Source organism: Hydrogenophaga laconesensis, from assembly GCF_031457235.1.
Lineage (GTDB): Bacteria > Pseudomonadota > Gammaproteobacteria > Burkholderiales > Burkholderiaceae_C > Hydrogenophaga > Hydrogenophaga laconesensis.
This window is the reverse complement of record NZ_JAVDWE010000003.1, coordinates 320,933-347,095: the sequence shown is the minus strand read 5'-3', so window position 1 is coordinate 347,095 and position 26,163 is coordinate 320,933. Positions and strand designations below refer to the sequence as shown.

At 66.9% G+C, this 26,163-nt stretch carries 27 protein-coding genes; 22 read left to right on the top strand and 5 right to left on the bottom strand.

From position 1 onward, the window contains the following. Window positions 1-9: 9 nt before the first annotated feature. Window positions 10-2,673, top strand: coding sequence for a circularly permuted type 2 ATP-grasp protein (locus J2X09_RS08325; protein WP_204732212.1), 2,664 nt, complete (start codon window positions 10-12; stop codon window positions 2,671-2,673). On the opposite strand, the gene J2X09_RS08320 is transcribed toward J2X09_RS08325, so the two are convergent. Further along, a complete protein-coding gene (locus J2X09_RS08320; RefSeq protein ID WP_204732213.1) occupies window positions 2,655-3,599 on the bottom strand; it encodes a LysR family transcriptional regulator in 945 nt (314 codons plus the stop codon). The genes J2X09_RS08325 and J2X09_RS08320 overlap by 19 nt on opposite strands. 289 nt (window positions 3,600-3,888) lie before the next feature. On the opposite strand from J2X09_RS08320, the gene J2X09_RS08315 reads away from it, so the two are divergent. From J2X09_RS08315 to J2X09_RS08240, 16 genes are all read left to right on the top strand, one after another. Further along, window positions 3,889-4,215 (top strand): YciI family protein, encoded by a 327-nt coding sequence (locus J2X09_RS08315; RefSeq protein WP_204732214.1) that lies wholly within the window; start codon window positions 3,889-3,891, stop codon window positions 4,213-4,215. Continuing rightward, window positions 4,212-4,883 carry a hypothetical protein gene (locus J2X09_RS08310; RefSeq protein ID WP_204732215.1) on the top strand — a complete coding sequence of 224 codons (672 nt, stop codon included), beginning with the start codon at window positions 4,212-4,214 and terminating at the stop codon, window positions 4,881-4,883. Before J2X09_RS08315 ends, J2X09_RS08310 begins: the two co-directional genes overlap by 4 nt. Continuing rightward, window positions 4,880-5,632 carry an SDR family NAD(P)-dependent oxidoreductase gene (locus J2X09_RS08305; RefSeq protein ID WP_204732216.1) on the top strand — a complete coding sequence of 251 codons (753 nt, stop codon included), beginning with the start codon at window positions 4,880-4,882 and terminating at the stop codon, window positions 5,630-5,632. Before J2X09_RS08310 ends, J2X09_RS08305 begins: the two co-directional genes overlap by 4 nt. A 21-nt stretch (window positions 5,633-5,653) precedes the next feature. Beyond that, window positions 5,654-6,481: an ABC transporter ATP-binding protein gene (locus J2X09_RS08300; protein ID WP_310307961.1), complete on the top strand. Its 828-nt coding sequence runs from the start codon at window positions 5,654-5,656 to the stop codon at window positions 6,479-6,481. Then, complete coding sequence (locus tag J2X09_RS08295; RefSeq protein ID WP_204732217.1) at window positions 6,478-7,314, top strand: ABC transporter permease; 837 nt, start codon at window positions 6,478-6,480, stop codon at window positions 7,312-7,314. Before J2X09_RS08300 ends, J2X09_RS08295 begins: the two co-directional genes overlap by 4 nt. A 29-nt stretch (window positions 7,315-7,343) precedes the next feature. Beyond that, entirely contained in the window at window positions 7,344-8,432 is a 1,089-nt protein-coding gene (locus J2X09_RS08290) for an ABC transporter substrate-binding protein (RefSeq protein ID WP_204732218.1), read from the top strand. Between the two features lie 8 nt (window positions 8,433-8,440). Further along, window positions 8,441-8,869, top strand: a complete 429-nt coding sequence (locus J2X09_RS08285; protein ID WP_204732219.1) for a tautomerase family protein — start codon at window positions 8,441-8,443, stop codon at window positions 8,867-8,869. A gap of 5 nt (window positions 8,870-8,874) precedes the next feature. Next, the gene (locus J2X09_RS08280) at window positions 8,875-9,672 is read left to right on the top strand and encodes a fumarylacetoacetate hydrolase family protein (RefSeq protein ID WP_204732220.1); all 798 of its coding nucleotides are present in this window, start codon (window positions 8,875-8,877) and stop codon (window positions 9,670-9,672) included. After that, window positions 9,672-10,466, top strand: a complete 795-nt coding sequence (gene dmpH / locus J2X09_RS08275) for a 2-oxo-3-hexenedioate decarboxylase (protein WP_204732525.1) — start codon at window positions 9,672-9,674, stop codon at window positions 10,464-10,466. Before J2X09_RS08280 ends, dmpH begins: the two co-directional genes overlap by 1 nt. Window positions 10,467-10,481: 15 nt before the next feature. Beyond that, window positions 10,482-11,387, top strand: coding sequence for an acetaldehyde dehydrogenase (acetylating) (locus J2X09_RS08270; RefSeq protein WP_204732221.1), 906 nt, complete (start codon window positions 10,482-10,484; stop codon window positions 11,385-11,387). Further along, complete coding sequence (gene dmpG / locus J2X09_RS08265) at window positions 11,387-12,436, top strand: 4-hydroxy-2-oxovalerate aldolase (RefSeq protein ID WP_204732222.1); 1,050 nt, start codon at window positions 11,387-11,389, stop codon at window positions 12,434-12,436. The genes J2X09_RS08270 and dmpG overlap by 1 nt, the downstream gene beginning before the upstream one ends. 66 nt (window positions 12,437-12,502) lie before the next feature. After that, the gene (locus tag J2X09_RS08260) at window positions 12,503-13,462 is read left to right on the top strand and encodes a transglutaminase family protein (RefSeq protein WP_204732223.1); all 960 of its coding nucleotides are present in this window, start codon (window positions 12,503-12,505) and stop codon (window positions 13,460-13,462) included. Between the two features lie 31 nt (window positions 13,463-13,493). Next, on the top strand, window positions 13,494-13,964 hold the full coding sequence (locus J2X09_RS08255; protein WP_204732224.1) for a RidA family protein: 471 nt from the start codon (window positions 13,494-13,496) through the stop codon (window positions 13,962-13,964). A 94-nt stretch (window positions 13,965-14,058) separates the two neighbouring features. Further along, window positions 14,059-14,730: a CsgG/HfaB family protein gene (locus J2X09_RS08250; protein WP_204732225.1), complete on the top strand. Its 672-nt coding sequence runs from the start codon at window positions 14,059-14,061 to the stop codon at window positions 14,728-14,730. 32 nt (window positions 14,731-14,762) lie between these two features. Then, the gene (locus tag J2X09_RS08245; RefSeq protein WP_310307958.1) at window positions 14,763-15,095 is read left to right on the top strand and encodes a DUF4810 domain-containing protein; all 333 of its coding nucleotides are present in this window, start codon (window positions 14,763-14,765) and stop codon (window positions 15,093-15,095) included. A gap of 8 nt (window positions 15,096-15,103) precedes the next feature. Continuing rightward, entirely contained in the window at window positions 15,104-15,772 is a 669-nt protein-coding gene (locus J2X09_RS08240; protein WP_204732227.1) for a DUF799 domain-containing protein, read from the top strand. On the opposite strand, the gene J2X09_RS08235 is transcribed toward J2X09_RS08240, so the two are convergent. The 3 genes from J2X09_RS08235 to J2X09_RS08225 all read right to left on the bottom strand — a co-directional run bounded on the left by J2X09_RS08235 (window position 15,751) and on the right by J2X09_RS08225 (window position 21,325). Beyond that, window positions 15,751-16,881: a DNA glycosylase AlkZ-like family protein gene (locus tag J2X09_RS08235; protein WP_204732228.1), complete on the bottom strand. Its 1,131-nt coding sequence runs from the start codon at window positions 16,879-16,881 to the stop codon at window positions 15,751-15,753. The genes J2X09_RS08240 and J2X09_RS08235 overlap by 22 nt on opposite strands. Before the next feature lie 7 nt (window positions 16,882-16,888). Beyond that, window positions 16,889-19,237, bottom strand: coding sequence for a DNA topoisomerase IV subunit A (gene parC / locus J2X09_RS08230; RefSeq protein ID WP_204732229.1), 2,349 nt, complete (start codon window positions 19,235-19,237; stop codon window positions 16,889-16,891). A gap of 117 nt (window positions 19,238-19,354) precedes the next feature. Beyond that, window positions 19,355-21,325 (bottom strand): DNA topoisomerase IV subunit B, encoded by a 1,971-nt coding sequence (locus J2X09_RS08225; protein WP_204732230.1) that lies wholly within the window; start codon window positions 21,323-21,325, stop codon window positions 19,355-19,357. Between the two features lie 160 nt (window positions 21,326-21,485). On the opposite strand from J2X09_RS08225, the gene J2X09_RS08220 reads away from it, so the two are divergent. From J2X09_RS08220 to bamC, 5 genes are all read left to right on the top strand, one after another. Next, on the top strand, window positions 21,486-22,727 hold the full coding sequence (locus J2X09_RS08220) for an MFS transporter (RefSeq protein ID WP_204732231.1): 1,242 nt from the start codon (window positions 21,486-21,488) through the stop codon (window positions 22,725-22,727). Continuing rightward, complete coding sequence (locus J2X09_RS08215) at window positions 22,724-22,852, top strand: hypothetical protein (protein ID WP_310307954.1); 129 nt, start codon at window positions 22,724-22,726, stop codon at window positions 22,850-22,852. Before J2X09_RS08220 ends, J2X09_RS08215 begins: the two co-directional genes overlap by 4 nt. Continuing rightward, window positions 22,852-23,406, top strand: coding sequence for a class I SAM-dependent methyltransferase (locus J2X09_RS08210; RefSeq protein WP_204732232.1), 555 nt, complete (start codon window positions 22,852-22,854; stop codon window positions 23,404-23,406). The genes J2X09_RS08215 and J2X09_RS08210 overlap by 1 nt, the downstream gene beginning before the upstream one ends. Before the next feature lie 75 nt (window positions 23,407-23,481). After that, on the top strand, window positions 23,482-24,381 hold the full coding sequence (dapA, locus tag J2X09_RS08205; RefSeq protein ID WP_204732233.1) for a 4-hydroxy-tetrahydrodipicolinate synthase: 900 nt from the start codon (window positions 23,482-23,484) through the stop codon (window positions 24,379-24,381). Window positions 24,382-24,426: 45 nt separating this feature from the next. Then, window positions 24,427-25,563 (top strand): NlpB/DapX family lipoprotein, encoded by a 1,137-nt coding sequence (bamC, locus tag J2X09_RS08200; RefSeq protein WP_204732234.1) that lies wholly within the window; start codon window positions 24,427-24,429, stop codon window positions 25,561-25,563. Between the two features lie 63 nt (window positions 25,564-25,626). Here bamC and J2X09_RS08195 read toward each other — a convergent pair whose 3' ends face one another. Further along, a complete protein-coding gene (locus tag J2X09_RS08195) occupies window positions 25,627-26,145 on the bottom strand; it encodes a hypothetical protein (RefSeq protein WP_204732235.1) in 519 nt (172 codons plus the stop codon). Window positions 26,146-26,163 lie beyond the last annotated feature (18 nt).

Genomic DNA, 26,163 nt, shown 5'->3' with positions numbered 1-26,163 from the left:
GTTTGAAGGATGCAACACGGCGATCCGGGATCTCACGGCCCACCGATACCCCCGCGGGCATACTCTAGGGCCGTGAGTTCCGAACCGATCGAATCCCTTTTCGCCCAACTGCGCCCCGACACGCCCGGGGAGTGGGCGCTTTCCCTGTCCGTGCCGGCCGACGCCGGCCACCGCGATGAACTGCGCGCCGACGGCAACCCCGAAGCCTCGGAACTGGCACCCACCTGGGCCAGCTTCTTCGAGCACATCGGTGCCGACGGCTTTGCCGATCTGAACCGCCGCGCGGACAACCTGGAGCGCCAGATCCGCGACAACGGCGTGACCTACAACGTCTACGCCGACGCGTCCAACGGACTCGAACGGCCCTGGTCGCTCGATCTGTTCCCCAAGCTCATCGGACCTCAGGACTGGGCACAGATTGAAGCCGGCGTGCTGCAGCGCACGCGCCTGCTCAACGCCATGATGGCGGACCTGTACGGCGAGCGTGAACTCCTCAAGCACGCCCTGCTGCCGGCCGCACTGGTGCAGGGCCACCCAGGCTACCTGCGGTCCATGCAGGGGGTTCGGCCGCCAGGCGACACCTGGCTGCACATCGTGGGGTTCGACCTGGCCCAGGGGCCGGACGGTCGCTGGTGGGTGGTCGGCCAGCGCACGCAGGCCCCATCGGGCCTGGGCTATCTTCTGGAAAACCGCATCGCGATCGGTCGACAGTTTCCCAAGGCATTCGCCGGCATGCGGGTGCAGCGCCTGGCCGCGAGCTACCGCGCGCTGATGGATGGCATCAAGCGCATGGCGCCCGAAGGCGAGAATGCGCGCATCGCCCTGCTCACCCCCGGGCCGTACAACGAAACCTACTTCGAGCATGCCTACCTGGCGCGCTACCTCGGCCTCACGCTGGTCGAGGGCAGCGACCTCACGGTGCGCGACCAGCGCCTCTTCCTGAAAACCCTCAGCGGCCTGGAGCCGGTGCACGCGCTCATCAAGCGGCTGGACGACGAGTGGCTGGACCCGCTGGAGCTGCGCTCCGACTCGCGGCTGGGCGTGCCCGGCCTGCTGCAGGTGCTGCGCGCGGGCAACCTGCTGCTGGCCAACGCGCCGGGGTCGGCGCCACTGGAGTCCAGCGCCCTGCTCGGTTTCCTGCCGGCCATCAGCCGCCATCTGCTGGGCGAGGAGCTGAGCCTGCCGTCGCTGGACACCTGGTGGTGCGGCGAGGACGCGGCGCTGCGCGAAGTGCTGCCGCTGCTCAAGGACAGCGTGATCAAGCCCACCTATCCCCGTTCCGGCCTGGACACGGTGATGGGGCAGAGCCTGGGCGAGCGCGAGCTCGACGAATGGTCGGGCCGCATGGCGCGCCACCCCGAGAACTACACCGTGCAGTCGTGGTTGCCCCTGTCGCAGACACCAACCTGGAGCGGCGAGCGGCTGATGCCACGTTCGGCCATGCTGCGCGTGTTCGCCCTCGCCGATGGCCCGCTGTCCTGGCGCGTGCTGCCCGGTGGCATGGTGCGACTGGCGCCGCGCGGCCAGCTGATCGCGGCCATGCAGCGCGGCGGCAGCAGCGCCGACTGCTGGGTGCTCACCGACGGTCCGGTGGACCACACCAGCCTGCTGCAGTCGGCACCGAGCACGCTCAGCCTGGCGCAACAGAAGCGCCCCGTGACCAGCCGCGCCGCGGAAAACCTGTTCTGGCTGGGCCGCTACACCGAGCGCGCCGAGAACAGCGTGCGCCTCGCGCAGATCGTGCTCAACCACATGGGCGGCGAAGAACCGAATTCACGTGCCCTGATGGCCTGGCTTTCCAACATGGCGCGCGAGAACGCGCTGGTGCTGCCCGACGTGCCCACGGCCACACTCTCGGCGCGCGTGTTCGCGCGCAGCCTCATCGCAGCGTTGTCGCCAGCAGCCGGCGATGCACTCGCCGCACAGTCCTTCAGCGTGGGCTTCAACCTGCGCGCCCTCAAGGCCGCGGCGGCGCAGGTGCGCGAGCGCCTGTCGCAGGAGCACTGGAACCTGATCGAGCGCACCGAGGCCAGCTTCGCGCGCGACTGCGCCGCACTCTCCACCGACGCCGAATACGCCACAGCCGAAGCCATCGCCGCGCTGCAGAACGCCAGCGAACTGCTGGCCGCCATCACCGGTTCACAGACCGACCGCATGGTGCGCGACGACGGCTGGCGCCTGCTCTCCATGGGTCGCCACATCGAACGCCTGATCACCCTGGCACGCGCGCTGTCGCTTGCGCTCGAACACGGCTGCGTGCACGACCAGGCCGGCTTCGAAGCCGTGGTGGCGCTGTTCGACAGCACCATCACCTTCCACGCGCAGTACCAGCAGCGGCGCGACATGGTGGCGCTGATCGACCTGCTGGTGATGGACCGCGACAACCCGCGTTCTCTGGCCTGGGTGGTCCACACGCTGCGCTCGCGCCTGGCCAAACTCTCACACAGCGCCACGCCGCAGGACGCCGTGCTGGCGCGCGGCCTGCCCAACCCCGACACCTGGGTGCTGACCGACCTGAGCAACTGGCAGCGCAACGCCGATGGCCAGCGCGCCTGGAGCGATCTGGCCGCGCTGCTGGACGGCTGTGAGATCGCGGCGGTCGATCTGTCCGACGAGATCACCCGACTCCACTTCAGTCACGCGGACCAGAGCAATCAGTCCCTCGGAGCCTGAAGCAACGCCTGCTCCTCGCGCGCCTGCGCCGCCAGCAATTCCTTCTTGCGCACGCCGCGCACGATCTCCAGCAGCGCGCGCAGCGTCGGGCTCTGCTCGCTGCGGCGGTAGATGCAGCTCAGGTCCACCGTCACCTTCGGCTCGTGCGCAATAGGTCGGTACACCACGCCCGGAATGCGCAGGTTGGTGGTGGACTCCGGCACCAGGCACACCCCGAGGCCACCGGCCACCAGGGCCACGCCGGTGGCCGCGTCGCCCACTTCCTGCGTCACCGTCGGGTGCAGGTCCTCGTTCTTGAACAGCTGGTAGACGTAGTCGATGAAGTTGGGCCGCGAGCCACTGGGAAACACGATCATGGGCAAGGCAGCGAGATCCTGCAGGCGGATCTGAGTGCGCGTGTTGAGCGGGTGGTCTTCACGGATCGCAGCCAGCAGTTCTTCGCGCTTGACCAGTTCGGAAGCGATGTCGGGCATGTCGGCCACCAGCCGGTTGAAGCCGACTTCGATGCGGCGCTGGCGCAGCGCTTCGATCTGCTCGATCTTGTTCATGGTGTGCAGCACCACGCGCACATCGGGGAACAGGCGACTGAAATGCTGCAGCAGCTTGGGGATCACGTCGAGCGTGCCGGAGCCGAAGATGCCCACATCCAGCCGGCCGAGCTGCCCCTGCCCCGCGCGCTGCGTGCGCTCCACCGTGCGCTCCATCAGGGCGATCATGGAACGCGCGCCCTCCAGGAAGAACAGACCCGCGGTGGTGATCTCCACCCCCTTGGGCGTGCGCACAAAGAGCGCCGTGCCGAGCTTCTCCTCGAGCTGCTGGATCTGACGCGTCAGTGGCGGTTGCGACACGTGCAGGCGCAACGCGGCGCGTCCAATGTTGCCCTCCTCGGCAACGGCCACGAAGTATTTGAGCTGCCGGATGTCCATGGGTCAGGTGCCTTTCGGGGCTGCGCAATACCGATGCGGTATCGCGTCGGCCAGAAAATAGTATTGGAGCGCATGACAGGGCTTGCGTACATTGCATCCCACACAAAACCACAAGACAAGCGAGACATGACCCACCACCGACCTGCCAGCCGGGCGCCCTGCGCCTAGCCCGCCGCGCCCCAGGGCGCTGCCCCTCCCCCGTGCCACAGCCATTGCCACCGGAAGCGCTTCCGGGCGGCCAGGGCCGTTGCACGCCTTTTCAAGCCAAGAACACACGGAGACCACCAGCATGCAGTTCCTCGTCTACCTGCGCGATGCCACCGACCCCCAGGCGCCCGAGCGCCGCGCCGCCACGCGCCCCCTGCACCTCGCGAGAGCGGAAGAGTTCCAGCACCGGGGCTGTCTGATCATGGGCGGCGCCTTGCTCGATGCCGCGGGCAACGCCGTTGGCTCCGCCGCCTTCGTGCAGTTCGAGAGCCGCGAGGAGCTCGACGACTGGTTCAACACCGACCCGTATCGCATCAACAACGTGTGGGCCAGCATGGAAGTGCACGACTTCCGCATCGCGCCGCACTACGACGTCAAACCCCTGCTGAAAAAGGAGACCACCCGATGAAAGACTATCAACTGCGCATCGTCCACGACCACCTGCAACGCGGCCAGTCCATCGTGCTGCCGCAACTGCACCGCGTGGTGTTCTGCCGCCAGGGTCGCCTGCGCCTCACGGCCAACGGCAGCGTGACCGAACTGCGCACCGACGAAGCCGCGTACACCGGCATCAACGCGGAACTCGAATCGCTGGAGGACGGCAGTGTCTGCTGGCGCTGGGAGCTGGAGGCGGTGGACGATGCCATCGACAGCGACACGGGCCCGCAACCTGGCGGCACCAGCGACGTCAAGGGCATCTACCCGCTGCCCGCGCTCCAGGACGGCATGAAGTACGCGCTGCGCTGCGACCGCGTGTCCTTCCCGCCCGGTGGCGAGGCGCTGACGCACACCCACGCGGCGGCCGGCGTTCGATGCGCACACACGGGCGAGATCTTCATCGACTCGATGGGCCACCAGTGGACCGCCAAGCCCGGTGATACCTGGCTCGAACGCGGCCCCGATTCCGTCTATGCCAAGGCCTGGGATCAGGGCCCGATGAACTTCGTCCGCGTGATGCTGGTGCCCGAAACGCACTACGGCCGCTCCACCATCAGCTACGTGCTGCCCGAGGACCAGGACAGACCGAAGTCACAGCAGTACCAGCGCTTTCTCGAACAGCCCGTGGAGCTGCAATGAGCGCAGCGAAGACGGCGGTGGTGGTCGGCGCCACAGGGGCGCTGGGTCAGGTGCTGGTGGCGCGGCTGGCGGGCCAGGGGCTGAACGTGCTCGCGGTCGCGCGCAGCGCCGGGGCGCTGGCCGATCTGCAACGCAGCGTGCCCGGCATCCGCACCTGCGCGGCCGACATCGGCAGCGACACCGCCATCGCGGCCATCTCGCAGGCGCTCGACGGCCCGGTCGTCATGGCGGTGCTCTCGGTAGGCCTGCCGGTGGCGGGCGGCGTCGCCGACGTGCCACCCGATGCGCTCGGGCTGGTGGCCAACATCAAGGCCGGCGGCATGGCGCGGCTGGCCCGTGCGGTGTTGCCACGCATGTCGCGCGGTTCGCGCCTGGTCGCGATCGGGGGCCACTACGGCTTCGAACCCACCGCCTACACCGCCGGTGCCGGCGTGGCCAACGCCGCGCTGGCCAACCTCGTGCGCCAGCTCAACTGGGCCCACGGGCCGCAAGGCATCACCAGCCACCTGCTGGCGCCGGGCCCGATGGACACGGATCGCCTGCGCAAGGTGGCGCAAGGCCGTGCCGACCGCGAAGGCCGATCGATCGAGGACGTGCTCGACGCCATGCGCGGGGAATCCGCCATCGGCGCGCTGACCACGCTCGATCAGGTGGCCTGGGCGGTGAGCCTGCTGCTGGCACCGGAAGCCGATGCACTGGCGGGCTCGACGCTGTTCCTCGACAGCGGCATGCGCCGCGGACTGCCTTGACAAAAAACATTGGAGACAGACATGGGACAAGCCATGAGGGCCAGCCCTCCCCCCGCCGTGACACCCTTGCGCGCGCTCGCTCCGGTGGCGCTGGAGCTGAAGGAGCTCGCCAAGCGCTACCCCACGCGCGATGGCGGCATGGTGCAGGCCGTGGCGTCGGTGAGCGCCACCATCCGGCAGGGTGAGTTCATCGCCATCCTCGGCCCGTCGGGCTGCGGCAAGAGCACGCTGCTCATGATGATCGCCGGCCTGGTGCGACCCAGCTCGGGCTCGCTGACTTTCGGCAAACCGTCGCACGACACGCACCCGGACTTCGGCATCGTGTTCCAGGACCCTGTGCTGTTCCCCTGGCGCACGGTGCAGGCCAACGTGGAACTGCCCGGGGAGGTGGTGGGCATGCCGCGCGAGCAGCGCGCCCGCAAGGCCCGCGAACTCATCCAGCTCGTGGGCCTGGCCGGTTTCGAACAGCAGCTGCCATCCGAGCTTTCGGGTGGCATGCAACAGCGCGTGGCCATCGCGCGTTCGCTGATGCTCGATCCACAGCTGATCCTGATGGACGAGCCCTTCGGCGCGCTCGACGCGATGACACGCGAGCAGATGAACCTGGAAGTGCAGCGCATCAGCCTTGAATCTGGCGCCACCGTGGTGTTCGTGACGCACTCCATCGCCGAGGCGGCGTTTCTCGCGAACCGCGTGTTCGTCATGAGCGGCCGCCCGTCCACCGTGCGCGAAATCGTGCAGGTGGACATCGAACGGCCGCGCCCCATCGAGCTGATGGCATCGGACCGCTTCGGTGTCTACGTGTCGCACCTGCGCGGCCTGCTCAACGTCACCGGAGACGCTTCATGAACCCTTCGCAAAGCCTGGCCGGTGCGCCTTCCGCACCGGCGAAGAAGACCCCGGTGCGCAGCGGGATATCGCGCGACACGCTGCTGGTGATCGCCGTGACCCTGGCCGGCTTCGGTATCTGGGAATTGGCGGTGCGCTGGCTGCAGGTGCCGCAGTTCATCCTGCCCTCGCCAATGGCCATCGCCGCCCGCGTGGCGCAGGACTTCACCTCCGGCCTGATCTTTCCGCACTTCCTGCAGACACTGGTCGAGGTGCTGGCCGGTTTCCTGCTCGCCACCGTGATCGGCGTGGGTCTGGGCACGCTGGTGGCGCTGGTGCGCACCGTCGAACGGGTGGTCTATCCCTTTGTGCTCGCGCTGCAGACCGTGCCCAAGGTGGCGGTGGCGCCGCTCTTCATCATCTGGTTCGGCTTCGGCATCGAACCCAAGATCGTCACTGCGGCGGTGATCGCGTTCTTCCCGATCCTGGTCAACGTGATCGCCGGCCTCAAGGCCACCGACCCGCGCCGCCTGCTGCTCATGCGCGCACTGAAGGCCGGCCGCTGGACCACCTTCTGCAAGGTGCAGCTGCCCGGCATGCTGCCCTACCTCTTCGCGGGGCTGGAGGTCGGGATCATCTTCGCCGTCATCGGCGCCATCGTGGGCGAGTTCATCGGTGCCTCGCTCGGCCTGGGCAGCCTCGTGATCCAGCGCCAGGCCGGTGTGGATGTCGCCGGCGTGTTCTCGGTGCTGTTCTATCTCTCGTTCATGGGTGTGGCGCTCAACCTCGCGCTGCGCTGGGTGGCTCGTCGCTGGGTGTTCTGGGAACGCCCGACAGATGCGGTTTCGGCCTGATTTTTTTCGACCAACAAGGAGACAAAACCATGCGTTCCCAACTCAAAGCCCGCCTGGCCCGACAGGCCCGGGCCATCTTCTCCACCATCGGTCTGTGCGGCCTGCTCGGCGCGGCCCACGCGGCCGACAAGCTGGTGGTGCAGGCCGGCGTGCCCGCGCCCAACACCAACGCAATCGCGATCTATGTGGCCAAGCAGGCCTGCCTGTTCCGCGACGAAGGCCTGCAGGTCGATCTGCAGTACACCAGCGGCGCGCCACTGGCCACGCAACTCGTGGCGGGCGACAAGGCCGACATCGCACTGGTGTCCTACGAACCCTATCTGCTGGGTTACGACAAGGGCATCCGCGGCAAGTTCTTCTATCAGGCGTTCGACCGGCTGATCTACTTCATCGGCGTGCCGGTGGACAGCGACATCAAGTCGATCGCGGACCTCAAGGGCAGGAAGATCGGCGTGTCCAACATGGGCAGCGCGACGGTGATCGTGGGCAAGTCAATGCTGCGCAGCGCGGGCCTGGAGCCGGTGGACAGCGCCTTCCTGCCGGTGGGCATCGGCGACAGCGCGCTGGCGGCGCTGCGCGGCAACCAGGTGCAGGCGGTGGCCCTGTGGGACGCGGCCTTCGCCGGCCTGGAACGCTCGGGCGCGAAGTTCCGCTACCTCTACCACCCGGAAATCGCCGATTTCGGCAACGGCGGCTATTTCGCTTCCGACAAGACGCTGGCCAGCAAGCGCGACCAGCTGGAACGCTTCTCGCGCGCGCTGGCCAAGGCCAACCTGTTCATGCTGGCCAACCCGCAGCAGACGCTGGAGATGTACTGGCGCGCCAACCCGGCCGGCAAGTCTGGCCTGGACGCGGCCAGCGCGAACGAGAAGGGCATGGCCGAGATCCGCTTCAAGTCGCCGTACTTCGAGCGCAAGAAGGACGACACCTTCGGCCGCCTGGACGAGGTGCTGTACGAGAAGTACCAGAAGATGATGAAGGAAGAAGGCTCGCTCGCCACCCTGGTGCCGGTGAAGAGCTTCATGGACGGCAGCCTGCTGCCCGCGGCCAACCGCTTCGACCGCGACGCGGTGATGCAGAAGGCCCGCGCCTGGACCGGCAGCGAAGTCTGCAACTAGGAGCTGATGTGCCCATCCTGCAATACCACCTGGTCGAGGACCAGTACAGCGCGGCGCAGATCGAGCGCCTGCTGCTGGAGAGTTCCACTTTCTTCGCCGAGGCGCTCGCCAGCCCGGTGGACCGCGTGCGGGTGTTCGCGCACCTGCACAGCCCCGGCGCGGTGGCCATTGGCGGCCGGCTGGTGAACGACAGCGGTGCGCGTGCGCCCTACTTCCATTTCGTCACGCTCGAAGGCCGCCCGGTGGAAGAGCGCCAGAAGCTGCTGGCCGGCTTCACCCGCATCGTGGTCGAGGTGCTGGGCGTGGACGCGGCGCTGGTGCGCGGCGCCTGCTGGCCGGTGCACCCGGACAACTGGGGCATCGGCGGCGTGCCGGCCAGTGTGCTGCGCGGCCAGGAAATCGAGCGGCGCGAAGCCGCCGCAAGCGCGAAGGCATGAACCCCATGGACACCACCACCGCCAACCGATACGGCCTCGAGCTGCACCAGGCCCTGATGTCGCGCACCACCGTGCCGCCTCTGCGACTGCGCGAGCCCGACATGACCGTGGCCGACGCCTACGCCGTGCAGCTGAGCATGGTGCGCCACCGCCTGCAGACGGGCGAGACCATCGTCGGCAAGAAGATCGGCGTGACCAGCAAGCCGGTGCAGGACTACCTGGGCGTGTTCGAGCCCGACTTCGGACAGCTCACCTCCGGCATGCTTCGCACCGAGGAAGAAGGCGTGGACCTCTCCGGGTTGATCCAGCCCAAGGCCGAGGCCGAGCTCGCCTTCGTGCTGGAGCACGACCTGCAGGGGCCCGGCCTGACCGCTACCGACGTCCTGCGCGCCACGGCCTACGTGAGCCCCTGCTTCGAGATCGTGGATTCGCGCATCCAGGGCTGGGACATCCGCATCCAGGACACGGTGGCCGACAACGCGTCGTGCGGCGTGTTCATCCTGGGCCAGGCCAAGGCCCACCCGCGCAGCTTCGACATGGCGCTGGCCGGCATGGTGCTGGAAAAGAATGGCACGCTGTTCTCCACCAGCGCGGGCGCGGCCGTGCAGGGCTCACCGGTGAATGCGGTGGTGTGGCTGGCCAACACGCTGGGCGCGCTCGGCCTGCCCTTCAAGGCGGGCGAGATCATCCTGTCGGGCTCGCAATCGGCCCTGGTCCCGGTGACCGACGGCGACGAACTCGTCTGCACTATCGGCGGGCTCGGCAGCTGCCGCGCCCGCTTTCACTCGGGAGCACGCGCATGATGGCGACCAGCCTGTCCTCCAGCGAGATCGTCGGCCTGGCCGAGCGCGTGGACCGCGCACAGCAGGCCAGCCAGCCGATCACCAAGCTGACCGACGAGTTCCCGGCCATGAACATTGCCGACGGCTACGCGGTGCAGCTCGAACTGCGCCGCCGAAAGCTGGCGCGTGGCGAACGCAGCGTGGGCTGGAAGGCGGGCGTGACCTCGCGCGCCAAGATGGTCCAGGTCGGCGTGCATGCGCCCACCGTGGGCTTTCTGACCAACACCATGGCACGGCCGGAAAGCTCGGCCGTCCGCACCGACGACCTGGTGCATCCGCGCGTGGAATGCGAGATCGCCTTCGTGACGCGGCAGGCTTTGCGCGGCGCACATTGCACACGCGAGCAGGTGCTGGCTGCGACCGACTTTGTGCTGCCCGCGCTGGAGGTGATCGATTCGCGCTACGCCGGCTTCAAGTTCGACATGCCCAGCGTGATCGCCGACAACTGCTCGGCGGCCCGCTACGTCACGGGTGGCTGGCCGCGCTCGCCGCTGGATGTGGACCTGCATGCGCTCGGTGTGGTGTTCGAGAAGAACGGCGAAGCCGAAGGGCTGGCCGCGTCCGCCGCTGTGCTGGGCCATCCGGCCGATGCGGTGGCCATGCTTGTGGCCGTGCTCACCGAACTGGGCGAGGAGCTGCCCGCCGGCAGCGTCGTGCTTAGCGGCGGCATCACCGAAGCGGTGGTGGTGCAGGCCGGCGACCACGTGAGTGCGCGCTTCCAGCACCTGGGCAGCGTGTCGGCCAAGTTTGTCTAGCAACCAGGAACCTCCATGAAGAAAGTGAAATGCGCCCTGATCGGGTCGGGCAACATCGGCACCGACCTGCTCTACAAGCTGCGCCGCAGCAAGCTGCTCGAGCCGGTCTGGATGGTCGGCATCGACGAGGGCTCGGAAGGTCTTCGGCGCGCGCGCGAGTTCGGCCTGAAAACCACGGCCCAGGGCATCGACGGCCTGCTGCCGCACGTGCAGGACGATGGCGTGCAGATCGCCTTCGACGCCACCTCGGCCTATGTGCACGCGGAGAACTCGCGTCGCCTCAACGCCCTGGGCGTGACCATGGTCGACCTCACCCCGGCGGCCATCGGCCCTCTCTGCATTCCACCGGTCAACCTGCACGAACTGGCGCGCCGTGGCGAATCCAACGTGAACATGGTCTCCTGCGCGGGCCAGGCCACCATCCCCATCGTGCATGCGGTGTCGTCGGTGCAGTCGGTCGACTACGCGGAGATCGTGGCCAGCCTGTCGTCGCGCTCGGTGGGGCCGGGCACGCGCGCCAACCTGGACGAGTTCACCTATACCACGTCCGATGCCATCTGCAAGGTGGGTGGCGCGCGCCGGGGCAAGGCGCTGGCCATCATCAACCCGGCCGATCCGCCGATGATCATGCGCAACACCATCCAGTGCCTGACCGACGCCGAGCCGGACCAGAAGCGCATCACGCAGTCGGTGCAGAACATGATCGTGCGCGTGCAGGAGTACGTGCCCGGCTACCGCCTGGTCAACGGACCCGTGTTCGACGGGCGGCGCGTCTCGGTCTTCATGGAGGTCGCCGGGCTCGGCGACTACCTGCCGCGCTACGCGGGCAACCTGGACATCATGACCGCCGCCGCCTGCCGCACCGGTGAACAGTTCGCGCACGAGATCCTCGCGCAATCCCACGCCACGGAGGCCCTGTGATGAGCACCCCGCAAGACAATCACCTGCACGGCCGCCGCGTCGTTCTGCACGACATGTGCCTGCGCGACGGCATGCACGCCAAGCGCGAACAGATTTCGATCCCGCAAATGGTCGAGGTCGCCACCCGGCTCGACGAGGCCGGCGTGCCACTGATCCAGGTGACCCATGGCGCGGGCCTGGGCGGCAACTCGCTGCAGCATGGTTTCGCGATGCACACCAACGAGGAGTACCTGGAAGCGGTGGCGTCCAGGCTGAAGCAGGCGCGCATCTCGGTCCTGCTCATTCCCGGCCTGGGCACCATGCGCGAGCTGGAATCCGCGCACGCCTGCGGCGCGCGCAGCGTGCACGTGGCCACGCACTGCACCGAGGCCGACACATCACCGCAGCACATCGCGTTCGCGCGCAAGCTCGGCATGGACACCACGGGCTTCCTGATGATGGCCCACCTCAACGACGCGGCGGGCATCGCCGAACAGGGTCGGCTCATGGAGTCGTACGGCGCACAGACCATCTACGTGACCGACTCCGCCGGCTACATGCTGCCCGGCGACGTGCGCGAACGCATCGGCGCGCTGCGGCAGGTGCTCAGGCCCGAGACGGAGATCGGCTTCCACGGCCACCACAACCTGGGCATGGGCATCGCCAACTCGATCGCCGCCATCGAGGCCGGCGCCACCCGCATCGACGCTTCGGTGGCCGGCCTGGGCGCGGGTGCCGGCAACACGCCGATGGAGGTGTTCGTGGCCGTCTGCGACCGGCTCGGCATCCAGACCGGCGTCGACCTGTTCAAGCTCATGGACCTGGCCGAAGACGTGATCGTGCCCATGATGGAGCACATGGTGCGCGTGGACCGCGAATCGCTCACGCTGGGTTTCGCGGGCGTGTACTCCACCTTCCTGCTGCACGCCAAACGTGCCGCCGCCCGCCTGGGCATTCCGGCCCGGGACATCCTGGTCGAGCTCGGCCGGCGCAAGATGATCGGCGGCCAGGAAGACATGATCGAGGACACGGCGCTGACCATGGCACGGGAGCGCGGCCTGATCGCCTGAGCCGTGGCGCGAGGCGCCAGGCCGGACAGCGACTAACATGTCGGGTCCGGCCCCACGCAACACGCCATGCTCCTGCGCATCCTGCACCGCACCCGCTACCGCTACCACGGCGCCATCGACATGGCGCAGCACATGGTGCATCTGCGGCCGGTCGACACGCCATCCCAGCGCGTGCTGTCGCACGAACTGCGCATCGACCCCGACCCCGCCGCGCGCAGCGAGACCACGGACGTGTTCGGCAACCAGCGCACCTTCTTCTCGCTGCAGTCCGTCCACAGCATGCTGACGGTGGAAGCCGACAGCCTGGTCGACACCACCGCCCCCGAGCCGCTGCCGGAAACCGCACCCTGGCGCGGCATGGCCTGGGAGCAGGTGCGCGAGCATTTCCGCTACCGGGCCCACGCACCGTTCGACGCGGCGAGCGAGTTCCTTTTCGCGTCGCCCCATGTGCCGCGCGACGACGCCTTCACCGCCTTCGCCCGCCCGGTTTTCAAACCCGGCCTTCCTGCGCTGGAAGCGGCTCGCGCGCTGATGGAGCGCATCCACGGCGAGCTGGCCTATGAGGCCGACAGCACCGAAGTCAACACCCCGGCCCTTGAGGCCCTCGAACAGGGCAAGGGTGTCTGCCAGGACTTCGCCCACATCATGCTGGGCTGCCTGCGCTCGCTCGGCCTGCCGGCGCGCTACGTCAGCGGCTACCTGCTCACGCGGCCACCACCAGGCAAGCCCCGCCTGATCGGTGCCGACGCCTCGCATGCCTGGGTGTCGGTGTATGTACCCCTGCCAGGCGAAGAGCCTGCGGGTGCCTGGTTCGATTTCGATCCCACCAACAACCGCTGCGGCTGGGGCAGCCCCGGCGAGGACTACGTCACCCTCGCCACGGGCCGTGATTTCTCCGACGTCTCACCCATGCGCGGCGTGATCCAGAGCGGTGCACGGCACACGCTGTCGGTGGCAGTGACGGTGGCACCACCCGACGAACTCGACGAGCTCGAAGCGGCCGAGCACGCGCAACCCCATCGCTAGAATCAGCCGCTCCATTCTTCAGGAGCCTTCCATGAGCGTTTACGACAAGCTGAAACAACTCGGCATCACCCTGCCCCCCGTGGCCGTTCCCGCCGCCGCCTACGTGCCTTTCGTGCAGACCGGCAAGCTGGTCTTCCTGAGCGGCCACATCGCCCGGCAGGACGGCAAGCCCTGGGTCGGCCAGCTTGGCCTGACGATGACCACCGACGAAGCCAAGCCCGCCGCGCGCGCCGTGGCGATCGACCTGCTCGGCACGCTGGACGCCGCCTGCAAGGCCGCGGGCACGGACCTCGATGGCGTCAAGCGCATCGTGAAGGTGCTCAGCCTCGTCAACTCCACCGCCACCTACACCGAGCAGCACCTCGTCACCAACGGGTGCAGCGAACTGATCGGTGAGGTGTTCGGTTCCACCGTGGGTGCGCACGCGCGCAGCGCGTTCGGCGTGGCGCAGCTGCCGCTGGGTGCGTGTGTAGAGATTGAACTTATCGCAGAGCTGTCCTAAGAATACTCGCGACGCTGGCCTGGAACGGCCCCAAACCCATGTTCCAATCGCTCCGCTTTTTAACCTAGCCTTTCGTATCAAAGGGAGCGATTTCATGATCAAAGTCCGTCGCTGGACAGTTGCTGCGTGCGCCATCCTGGCATTGGCCGGTTGCGCCACGGAGACGTCCAGAAGCCTGCCCACGGCCCAGGTGGCCAGCGCCACCACCACCTACAGTGGCCCGCGCACCCCTATTTCCGTCGGCAAATTCGACAACCGCACCAGCTACATGCGCGGGATTTTTTCCGACGGTGTGGATCGGCTGGGCAGCCAGTCGAAAACCATCCTGGTCTCCCACCTGCAGCAGTCCAACCGCTTCAACGTGCTGGACCGCGACAACATGAGCGAAACACGGCAAGAGGCCGGCTTGAGTGGTCAAACGCAGCAGCTCAAGGGCGCAGACTATGTCATCTCCGGCGACGTCACCGAATTCGGACGCAAGGAGGTTGGCGACCACCAGCTCTTTGGCATTCTTGGCAAGGGCAAGTCGCAGACGGCCTACGCCAAGGTCAGCCTGAACATCGTCAAGACCGCAACGGCCGAAGTCGTTTACTCGGTGCAGGGTGCGGGTGAATACAGTCTGAGCAACCGTGAGGTCATCGGTTTTGGTGGTACCGCCAGCTACGACGCCACACTCAACGGCAAAGTGCTCGATCTCGCCATCCGCGAAGCGGTCGAGAAACTGGTGGCCGGCATCGACTCCGGCGCCTGGCGCCCCGCACCTTGAGAAACACGGAGGTCCAAAAAATGCGACATACCGTGGCATTGGCCCTGCTTGGCTCAACGCTGCTGTTGGGCGGCTGCATGGCCACCAGCAAACCCCTTTATCAATGGGACACCTACCCCGCTCAGGTGTACGGGCACTTCAAGGGTGAATCTGCCGACGCGCAGATCGCCGCACTGGAACTGCAACTGCAAAAAATCCAGGCGAATGGCACTGCACCCCCACCCGGCCTGCACGCCCATCTGGGCATGCTGTATTCCAAGGTCGGGCGAGACGATCAAATGGTCGAGCAGCTGGAACAGGAGAAATCCCTTTTTCCAGAATCCGCGCCGTTCATGAACCGCCTGTTGGCCCAGTTGAAGAAGTGAGCTCCGCCATGACCCTTTCTCTCTCCCGGCTCATCTCGATGACCACTGTGGCGATTGCCACGCTGCTCACCGGTTGCGCGGCACCAAAAGCCTACGACTACACCGCATTCAAACAAGCCAGGCCCCGCTCCATCCTGGTGTTGCCTCCGGTCAATGAATCCGTCGATATCAAAGCGACACACAGCCTGCTCTCGCAGAGCAGCCGTCCATTGGCCGAAGCGGGGTACTACGTGTTGCCTGTCGCTCTGGTGGAAGAAACGTTCCGTCAGAACGGTTTGACGCAAGCGGATGACATCCACGCCGTCGAACTGAAGAAGCTCAACGACATCTTCGGCGCAGACGCAGTCCTGTACCTCAATGTCAAGCGCTATGGAAGTACCTACTATGTGCTGGGAAGCGCCACCGTGGTGGAAGCACAAGCCAGGCTGGTGGACACCAGAACGGGCACACTGCTGTGGGACGGCAAGGCCAGCGCGTCGAGCGAGGAAGGCAAGAGCAACAACAACGGTTTGGTGGGTATGCTGATCACCGCCGTGGTTCAGCAAGTCATCAGTTCGGTGACTGACCAGAGCCACGAAATTGCAGGCATTGCCAGTCAACGCCTGTTGTCGGTGCAATCAGGCAAGGGTCTGCTGCCCGGCCCCCGGCACCCGGCCTATGCCGATGCTGCGCCCTGAGACGACTCTCTGTAGCCAGCAAGAAAGCCCTGCAGGCGCGCCAATTCTTCGTCGACTCCCCGTTTGAAATTTGGGTCGACGACGGCCCGCCCATCAGCAAAACCAAGCTGATGCCTGAGCTGCCCGCGCTCCAGGCGCAGGTTGGCCCAGCCCACCATGCGTTCACCCCACAGCACAGGCAGTGCGTAGTGGCCCATGGTGCGCCTGGGTGCCGGCACATAGGCCTCAAAGCGGTACGCCCAGCCCCACAGCATCTCGAAGCGCCGCCGGTCCCATACCACCGGGTCGAAGGGTGCCAGCAGCCGCACCCCTTCATCGGGCTGGTGACGGCGTGAGCTGGGGTTTTCATCGGCCGGCCAGAACCATGTGACACCGTCGACCACGGCATGCCCGTAGCGTTCGCGTGCGACCTTCACCACGGCCCGTGCCTCGGCCGCGAGATGGTTGGCACCATAGCGCAGAAGTGTCACCAGATAACCGAGGCTGGGCGAAGGTATGGGCGCGTACAGCGCCACGATGATGTCCACCAAGGCTTGCGCCCGTGCCAGGCGCGCTGCGGGGCTGTCGTCCTGTGCGGCATGCGCCATGGCTTCATAGAAACGGGTGCCGGACTCGCGGCGGCGCACGCGCAACCAGCCATGGTGATGCATGTCGTCCAGCAGACGGGTGGAGGCGTTGAGTTCGCCGCCCCAGTAGCCCGCCACACGGCCGTGATGCACGAAGGCTTCGCCCACCTCGCGCGGATGCACCACACCGCGCTCCTGCACGAAGGCGAGCACATCGCGCGCTCGGCTCTGGGTGTCAGCGTCCCAAGGGCGGCGTGGCGTGCGCGGATGCAGCAGCGCCAGCATGTCGCGAGGCACGAAGCCATAGTTGACGAACGCGTCTTCCTCCAGCCCAAGCCGTTCGTAGCGGCGCTCTAGGTCGCCCGCGCGGTAGTCGCGCACGCGCTGGTAGAGGATCAGGTCCTGCGCACGGGCCGGCGCGCGCATCGGGTCGGCCTGCACGAAGCCAAGGCGGCGCACTGCCGCGGGCAAAGTGACTGGCTTGAACAGGCTGCGGGCGATCGCGTGGCGGCGCAGCTCGGCAAACGTGGGCGAGCGCGCCATGCCAGCCTCACTCGACCCGGGTGATGCGATTGGGCTTGAAGCCCAGGTCCGCCGCCTTGCCCTTGCGCGCACGCGCCGCGCGCGCGTTGTTGAGGCTGCGGATCTCCAGCGTTTCCTCGCGCTCCTTGCCACCGCGCCCGATGCCTTCGATCTTCACGCTGCGGGTATAGGCCGCGGCACCGGCGAGGGCATCCTTGGGTTCGAGGTCGATCAGCATCAGGCCACGGCCCCCCTTCTCCATCATCTTGAGTTCGCTGATCTCGAAGGTGAGGATGCGCCCGCCGGTGGACGCGCAGCAGACGTGCGTGGCCGGCGCCAGCGGCTGACCGCTCGACGTGAAGGCCGCGTGCGATGGCGCGCAAGGCGTTTCGCCTTCGCCGAGGTTGAGGAAGGTCTTGCCACCGCGCTGACGCGATACCATGTTCTCGACCGTCGCGAGGAACCCGTAGCCACCCGAGCTGCTCAGCAGCAATGCCGCGTTGGCCGGGCCGGCGAAGTAGTGCAGCGGCTGCGTGCCACTCTCCAGATCGATCAGCGTGGTAATGGGCTGGCCATCGCCGCGCGCACCGGGCAGGCTGGCCACCGGGACCGAGTACACGCGGCCATTGCTGCCGAAGGTGATGAGCGTGTCGACCGTGCGGCATTCGAACGTGCCGTACAGGCCATCGCCGGCCTTGAACGCGAAGCTGCCTGCCTCGTGGCCATGGCCGGTGCGGGCGCGCACCCAGCCCTTGCTGGAGATCACGACCGTCACCGGTTCGTCCACCACCTTGATCTCGGCCACGGCCTTTTTCTCGGCCTGGATGAGCGTGCGACGCGGGTCGGCGAAGGTCTTCGCGTCGGCCTCGATCTCTTTCACCATCAGGCGTTTGAGACTGCCCGGGTTGGCAAGGATGTCTTCGAGTTTGCCCTGCTCCTCGCGCAGTTCCTTGAGCTCCTGTTCAATCTTGATCGCTTCCAGCCTGGCCAACTGGCGCAGCCGGATTTCCAGGATGTCCTCGGCCTGGCGATCGCTCAGCCTGAAACGCTCGATCAGCGCGGCCTTGGGCTCGTCGCTGTTGCGGATGATGTGGATCACCTCGTCGATGTTCAGCAGCACCAGCTGCCGGCCTTCGAGAATGTGGATGCGGTCCAGCACCTTGTTCAGGCGGTGCTGCGAGCGGCGGGTGATGGTGCCCTGGCGGAATTCGATCCACTCGGCCAGCATCTGCCGCAGCGATTTCTGGGTGGGCCGGCCGTCCAGCCCCACCATGGTGAGGTTGATCGGCGCCGAGGTTTCCAGGCTGGTGTGCGCCAGCAGCGTGGTGATGAGTTCCTGCTGCTCGATGCGGCTGCTCTTGGGTTCGAACAGCAGGCGCACGGGTGCATCCTTGCTCGACTCGTCGCGCACACCGTCGAGCACCATGAGGACGCTGGCCTTGAGCTGCGTCTGCTCCTGCGTGAGCGCCTTCTTGCCAGCTTTCACCTTGGGGTTGGTGAGCTCCTCGATTTCCTCCAGGACGCGCTGCGTGCTCACACCCGGCGGCAGTTCGGTCACCACGAGCTGCCACTGGCCGCGCGCGAGTTCCTCGATCTTCCAGCGCGCACGCACCTTGAGGCTGCCGCGGCCCGTGCGGTAGGCGTCGGCAATGTCACCCGCCGGGCTGATGATCTGGCCTCCCCCCGGGTAGTCGGGACCGGGCAGCAGCGCGAACAGCTCGTCGTCGGCCAGCTTCGGGTTCTTCACCAGCGCGACGCAGGCATCGGCCACCTCGCGCAGGTTGTGGCTGGGGATCTCGGTGGCCAGGCCCACGGCAATGCCACTGGCGCCGTTGAGCAGGTTGAACGGCAGACGCGCCGGCAACTGTTTCGGCTCGACGGTGGAGCCGTCGTAGTTGGGCACGAAATCCACCGTGCCCTCGTCGATTTCGTCGAGCAGCAGGGTGGTGATCTTCGCCAAGCGCGCCTCGGTGTAGCGCATGGCGGCCGCGCCGTCGCCATCGCGCGAACCGAAGTTGCCCTGACCATCGATCAACGGGTAGCGCTGCGCGAAGTCCTGCGCCATGCGCACCAGCGCGTCGTATGCGGCCTGGTCGCCGTGCGGGTGGAAGCGGCCGAGCACGTCACCGACCACGCGAGCGCTCTTCACGGGGCGCGCAGCGGTGTTGCGGTTGGGGCCGCTGAAGCCCAGGCCCATGCGGTCCATGCTGTAGAGGATGCGGCGCTGCACGGGCTTCTGGCCATCGCACACATCGGGCAAGGCACGGCCTTTCACGACAGAGAGCGCGTATTCCAGGTACGCGCGCTGCGCGTAGTTCGCGAGGTTCATGCCACCGTCGTCCGGCTCGGACAGCGGCAGTTCAGGGGTTTCCGTCATGGCAGATCAGTTCTTCATTCAAGGCGACGATTCGGTCAAGGACACGCAGATCCGGCTTTGCGGGTCTGCACGTGTCGCCCCGGAGGGTTGACGCGAAGCGGCGCGGGGGGCGTTCAACTAGATATCGATTTCCACCGAGTCGCCGTGCAACTCCATGAGCTCGCGGCGCGAGGCGGCTTCGCCCTTGCCCATGAGCTTGGTGATGAGCGCTTCGGTGCCAGCGAAATCGATGGCACCGAGCACCACGGGCATCAGGCGGCGCGTGTCGGGGTTGAGGGTGGTGTCCCAGAGTTGTTCGGCACTCATCTCGCCCAGGCCCTTGAAGCGGCTGATCTGGCATTTCTCGGGCGCCACGCCGTCCTTGGCGGTCTTGTCGAGAATGGCGTGCAGCTCACCCTCATCCAGCGCGTACTGTTTCGCGGCCGGTTTCTTGCCACGCGCGGGAATGTCCACGCGGAACAGCGGCGGACGCGCCACGAACACGCGGCCGGCCTCGATGAGCTTGGGAAAGTGGCGGAAGAACAGCGTGAGCAGCAGCACCTGGATGTGCGAGCCGTCGACGTCGGCGTCCGACAGGATGCAGACCTTGCCGTAACGCAGACCACTGAGGTCGGGCGAGTCGTTCGGGCCGTGCGGGTCCACGCCGATGGCGACCGCGATGTCGTGAATCTCGGTGTTGGCGAACAGGCGGTCGCGCTCGACTTCCCAGGTGTTGAGCACCTTGCCGCGCAGCGGCAGCACGGCCTGGCTTTCCTTGTCCCGGCCCATCTTGGCGCTGCCACCGGCCGAATCGCCCTCGACCAGGAACACCTCGTTGTGCGACAGGTCGCGGCTTTCGCAATCGGTCAGCTTGCCGGGCAGCACGGCCACGCCGGAGCCCTTGCGCTTCTCGACTTTCTGGCCCGCCTTCTGGCGCGACTGCGCGGCCTTGATGGCGAGCTCGGCGAGCTTCTTCCCGTAGTCAACATGCTGGTTGAGCCAGAGCTCCAGCGCCGGGCGCACGAAGCTGCCCACCAGGCGCACGGCATCACGCGAATTCAGACGTTCCTTGATCTGCCCCTGGAACTGCGGGTCGAGCACCTTGGCGCTGAGCACGTAGCTGGCGCGTGCGAACACATCTTCGGGCAGCAGCTTCACGCCTTTGGGCAACAGCGCGTGCAATTCGATGAAGCTCTTGACCGCCTGGAACAGGCCGTCGCGCAGGCCGCTGTCGTGCGTACCGCCCGCGCTGGTGGGAATCAGGTTCACATAGCTTTCGCGCACCGGCTGGCCGTCTTCGGTGAAGCCGACACACCAGGCCGCGCCTTCGCCTTCGGCAAAGCTGTCGTGCCCGCCGTCGGCAAAGCCCTCACCCTCGAACAGGGGGATCACCGGGTCGCCCGTGAGCGTCTGCTGCAGGTAATCGCGCAGGCCACCCTTGTAGAGCCAGGTCTGCGTGTCCTTCGTCTTCTCGTTGATCAGCGTCACGCTGACGCCGGGCATCAGCACCGCCTTGCTGCGCAGCAGGTGGGTCAGCTCGCCCATGGGCAGCGCGGCGGACTCGAAGTACTTCGCGTCGGGCCAGGCGCGCACCGTGGTGCCCTGCTTGCGGTCGTCTGCCCCCTTGGGGCTGGTCACCAGCGGTTCGACCACGTCGCCGCCCTGGAAGGCGATGCGCGCCACCTGGCCGTCGCGGAAGCTGGTGACTTCCAGGCGGGTGGCCAACGCGTTGGTCACGCTCACGCCCACCCCGTGCAGGCCGCCGGAGAAACTGTAGGCGCCACCCTTGCCCTTGTCGAACTTGCCGCCTGCGTGCAGCCGGGTGAACACGAGCTCGACCACGGGCGCCTTTTCCTCGGGGTGCAGGCCGAACGGGATGCCGCGGCCGTCGTCCTCGACGCTGACGGATTGGTCGGCGTGCAGCGTGACCTTGATCTTCTTGCCATGCCCGGCCAGGGCCTCGTCCGCCGCGTTGTCCAGCACTTCCTGGATGATGTGCAGCGGGTTGTCGGTGCGGGTGTACATACCCGGCCGCTGCTTGACCGGCTCCAGCCCCTTGAGGACGCGGATCGAGCCTTCGGAGTATTCGTTGGGTGTTTGGGTCGCCATGGGGGCGGATTGTATGCCCCGAAAACTGTATGCAAATACAGACTTTTGCAGACCTGACCCGGAGCGATGCATGGGATTCATCAGTGGCGGGGCAAAATTTCAAGCCAGCGAGCCCTGGCCGAGACACGCAGGACGCCCCCTTCTTCGCTACATTTCCCGGATGTCTTCCACCCCCACCCTTGCCCATCCGCCCCGCCTGTCCACCCTGCAGGTGCTGGCCTGTGGCGCCTTGATCGTCACCCTGTCCATGGGCATCCGCCATGGCTTTGGTCTGTGGCTGCAGCCCATCACTCAGGCACAGGGCTGGACGCGCGAGAACTTTGCCTTCGCGCTCGCGGTGCAGAACCTGTCCTGGGGTGTTTTCGGCATCTTCGCCGGCATGGTGGCAGACCGCTTTGGCGCCTCGCGCGTGCTGATCGGTGGCGCCGTGCTGTACGGCCTGGGCCTGGCCGGCATGGCCTTGACCACGACGCCGCTCACCTTCGCGCTGACCACCGGCGTGCTGATCGGCGCGGCCCAGGCCGGCACCACCTATGCCGTGGTCTACGGCGTGATTGGTCGCCAGATCCCGGCCGAAAAGCGCTCATGGGCCATGGGCGTGGCCGCGGCGGCCGGCTCGTTCGGCCAGTTCCTCATGGTGCCGGTGGAAGGCTGGCTCATCAACGATTTCGGCTGGCAGCAGGCCCTGCTGGTGCTGGGCTTGGTCGTGCTGCTGATCGTGCCACTGGCGATGGGCCTGCGCGAACCCGGTTTTGGCAGCGGGGTGCCCGTGAAGCGGGAGCAGACCATCGCACAGGCGCTGCGCGAGGCCTTCCGCTACCGCAGCTTCCAGCTGCTCATGGCGGGCTATTTCGTCTGCGGCTTCCAGGTGGTGTTCATTGGCGTGCACATGCCCAGCTACCTGAAGGACAACGGTCTCTCGCCGCAGGTGGCCAGCTATGCGCTGGCCCTGATCGGCCTGTTCAATGTGGTCGGCACCTATGCCGCCGGGGTGCTCGGTCAACGCCTGGCCAAGCGGCACATCCTGGCGTTCATCTACTTCGCGCGAGCCGCCGTCATCACGGTCTTCCTGCTGGTGCCGCTGTCGCCCATGAGCGTGTATGTGTTCGCCGCCGTGATGGGCATGCTGTGGCTCTCCACCGTGCCACCCACCAACGCGGTGGTGGCGCAGATCTTCGGTGTGGCCCACATGTCCATGTTGGGTGGTTTCATCTTCTTCAGCCACCAGATCGGCAGTTTCCTCGGCGTGTGGCTGGGTGGTGTGCTGTACGACAAGACAGGCAGCTACGACATCGTCTGGTACCTCTCGATCGCCCTGGGTGTCTTCGCCGGGCTGGTCAACCTGCCGGTGCGCGAGACGCCGATCGAGCGCGCGCCGCAACGCGTGGGAGCCGCGGCGTGAGGCCCGTGGCCGTGCGTGCACTGGCCTGGTCTGTGGCGATCGCGGCCCTGCTCGCCACGTTCGCGCTCTATCACCGGCCTGACTTCCTGGTCCGCCTGGCCGACCAGCTCTGGAGCTGCTTCTGATGCATGGCACGGAAACCGCCTCGGCATGGGTACAGCGATGGTCGCACCTGGTACCCGCAGGCGGTTCGGTGCTTGACGTGGCGTGTGGCCACGGCCGGCACATGCACTGGTTCGCGCAGCGCGGTCACAGCGTCACTGGCGTCGACCGCTCGCCCGAAGCGGTCGAGGTGGTGCGGCCACTGGGCCGCGCGGTGCTGGCGGATATCGAAAACGGACCCTGGCCTTTCGAGGGTGAGCGCTTCGATGCGGTGATTGTCACCAACTACCTCTGGCGCGCCTTGTTGCCCACCATCGTGAGCAGTGTGGCCGAAGGTGGGGTGCTTCTCTACGAGACCTTTGCCGCTGGCAACGAAAGCGTCGGCAAACCGTCACGGCCCGACTTTCTGCTGCAGCCCGGCGAACTTTTGCAGGCCAGCCGGGGTCTGCAGGTGGTGGCCTATGAAGATGGATTCTGCGACCGCCCTGAACGCTTCGTACAGCGCCTGGCGGCGGTACGAAAACGGCCCGGAACACCCGTGCCGCCCCCCAGGTATCCACTGGATGCCACTGGGTAGAATGCAAGATTCGCGCGCGCTGCCCGCCCTTTCGGGGCGATGCATGGCGGACGCGCCCAATTGATCCTTTAGCCTATGAACCCCATCACCGGCAGCATCGTGGCCCTGGTCACGCCCATGCATGAAGACGGCAGCGTCGATTACCCCACGCTGCGCAAACTGATCGACTGGCACATCACCGAAGGCACCGACTGCATTGGCGTGGTCGGCACCACAGGCGAGTCGCCCACGGTCAACGTCGAGGAACACTGCGAAATCATCCGCGTCTCGGTCGAACAGGCCAAGACCCACGGTGCCAGGCGCGTGCCCATCATGGCCGGCTGCGGCGCCAACTCCACGGCCGAAGCCATCGAGCTCGCCCGATTCGCCCAGCGCGTGGGCGCCGACTGCCAGCTGCAGGTCGTGCCTTACTACAACAAGCCGACGCAAGAGGGCCAGTACCAGCACTTCAAGGCCATTGCCGAAGCCGTCGGGGACCTTCCCACGGTGCTGTACAACGTACCTGGCCGTACCGTGGCCGACATGGCGCACGACACCGTGCTGCGTCTGGCGCAAGTGCCCGGTATCGTCGGCATCAAGGAAGCCACCGGCAACATCGAACGTGCGCAGTGGCTGATCCGCGATGTGCCCAAGGGCTTCTCGGTCTACTCGGGCGACGACCCGACCGCTGTGGCGCTCATGCTGTGCGGCGGCCAGGGCAACATCAGCGTCACCGCCAACATCGCCCCACGCCTCATGCACGAACTCTGCGTGGCAGCGGTCGCCGGTGACGTGAAGCGCGCCATGGCCATCCAGTTCCAGCTGATGCCCGTGCACAAGAACCTGTTCGTTGAAGCCAACCCCATTCCGCTGAAGTGGGCCATGGCCCGCATGGGGCTGTGCAGCGAAGCCATGCGGCTGCCCATGACGCCCATGACGCGCGCCCTGGAGCCCGTGGTCGAAGGCGCGCTCAAGCAGGCCGGCCTTCTTTCCTGACGCGGCCCGCCGCGCCCCTCTTTCCGTTCCTACAGAGCTCCATTCATGTTTAACCGAATCCTGTCCCCAACCCTGCGCACCCCGGTCTCCGGTGCCGGCCTCCTGACCCGCCTGGGCCTGCTGGCCGCCGCGGCCCTTGTGGTCTCGGGCTGCTCGATGCTCCAGGAAGACAAGATCGACTACAAGAGCGCGAAGCGCGGCACCACGCTCGATGTGCCACCCGACCTGAGCCAGCTCAGCCGCGACTCGCGCTACAACGTGCCGGGCGGTGTGGTGACGGCCAGCGGCTACGAAACCGCGCAGCCGGCGCAGGCCACGGCAGCCACCACCGCGGCCACCACGGTGGGCGACGTTCGCATCGAGCGCGCTGGCACCCAGCGCTGGCTGGTGGTGGACCGCCCCGCCGACAAGCTCTGGGCCCCGGTGCGCGACTTCTGGCAGGAGAACGGCTTCCTGCTGGACGTCGACCAGGAAGCCCTGGGCATCATGGAGACCGACTGGGCCGAGAACCGTGCCAAGATTCCGCAGGACATCATCCGCTCGACTATCGGCCGGGTGTTCGACAGCCTGTATTCCACTGGCGAACGCGACCGCTTCCGCACGCGCTTCGAACGCACGGCCAACGGCGGTACCGAGATCTACATCAGCCACCGCGGCATGGTGGAGGTCTACTCCACCAAGGAAAAGGACCAGACCGTGTGGCAACCCCGCCCGGCCGACGTGGAGCTGGAAACCGAATTCCTGCGCCGCCTGATGGTCAAGCTCGGCGTGGCGGAAGCACAGGCCAGGGCCGTGACCGCCAGCCAGCCCGTGCAGGCTGCGGCCAAAGTCGTCGTTGTGAACGGCGCGCCTGCAGTGGAGTTTGACGACAACTTCGATCGCGCCTGGCGCCGCGTGGGCCTGTCGCTGGACCGCACCGGCTTCACCGTCGAGGACCGCAACCGCAGCCAGGGCATGTACTACGTGCGCTGGGTGGAGCCCGTCACGGACGCCAAGGACCCCGGCTTCTTTGCCCGGATGTTCGGAGCCTCCAAGACCGAAGCGGCAACCGAGCGCTATCGCGTCTCGGTGCGCAGTGTCGACAACAAGACCACCGTCGCGGTGCTCGACAGCCAGGGCCGACCCGACAGTTCCGCCTCGGCCCAGCGCATTGCCAAACTGCTGGCCGACGACCTGAAGTGACAGAACACTGACCAGAAGAAAGGCCGCCCTCGGGCGGCCTTTTCATTGCGGCGGGCGAACGCGTCACAGCCCCAGGGTGGAAGCCGGGAAAGCGGGCGTCGCCTTGAGCGACCACTGCTGCCATTGCTCCTGCATCGTCACCCTGCGCTCCGCTGCGCGGCTGGCCACCATCGTGCAGCGCACCGGGTCCAGGCGCTGCAGGGTCCATGCCGGCGACCAGAACATGCTGGGCAGCTCGTCCACCGAAGCGCTGGCACAGGCTAGCGCCTCCACCAGGTGTGACCAGGTGGTTCGCCATTGCACCAGGCGTGGGTGCGTCTGGCGCAGCACGCGGTAGTCTCGTGCCAGAAAGTGGATGGTGCGGCCCCGTGACGCCCAGGCGTTGAGCGAAGCGATCACCTCGCGCTCACCGAGTGGCCAGTCTGCAAAGTCAGGGTCGCACAGCAGGATGCGGTCCCAGCCCTCCGAGGCGGCAGCGGCAAAAGCTTGGCGCAGCAGTCCCACGAACACCGTGCGACCGGAAAGCCGCCCCTCCGGCAACACGGGCGATGCGTTCGGCGGGGTTTCCACAGGCTCGGACATGCGGTCTCCTGATGCGGC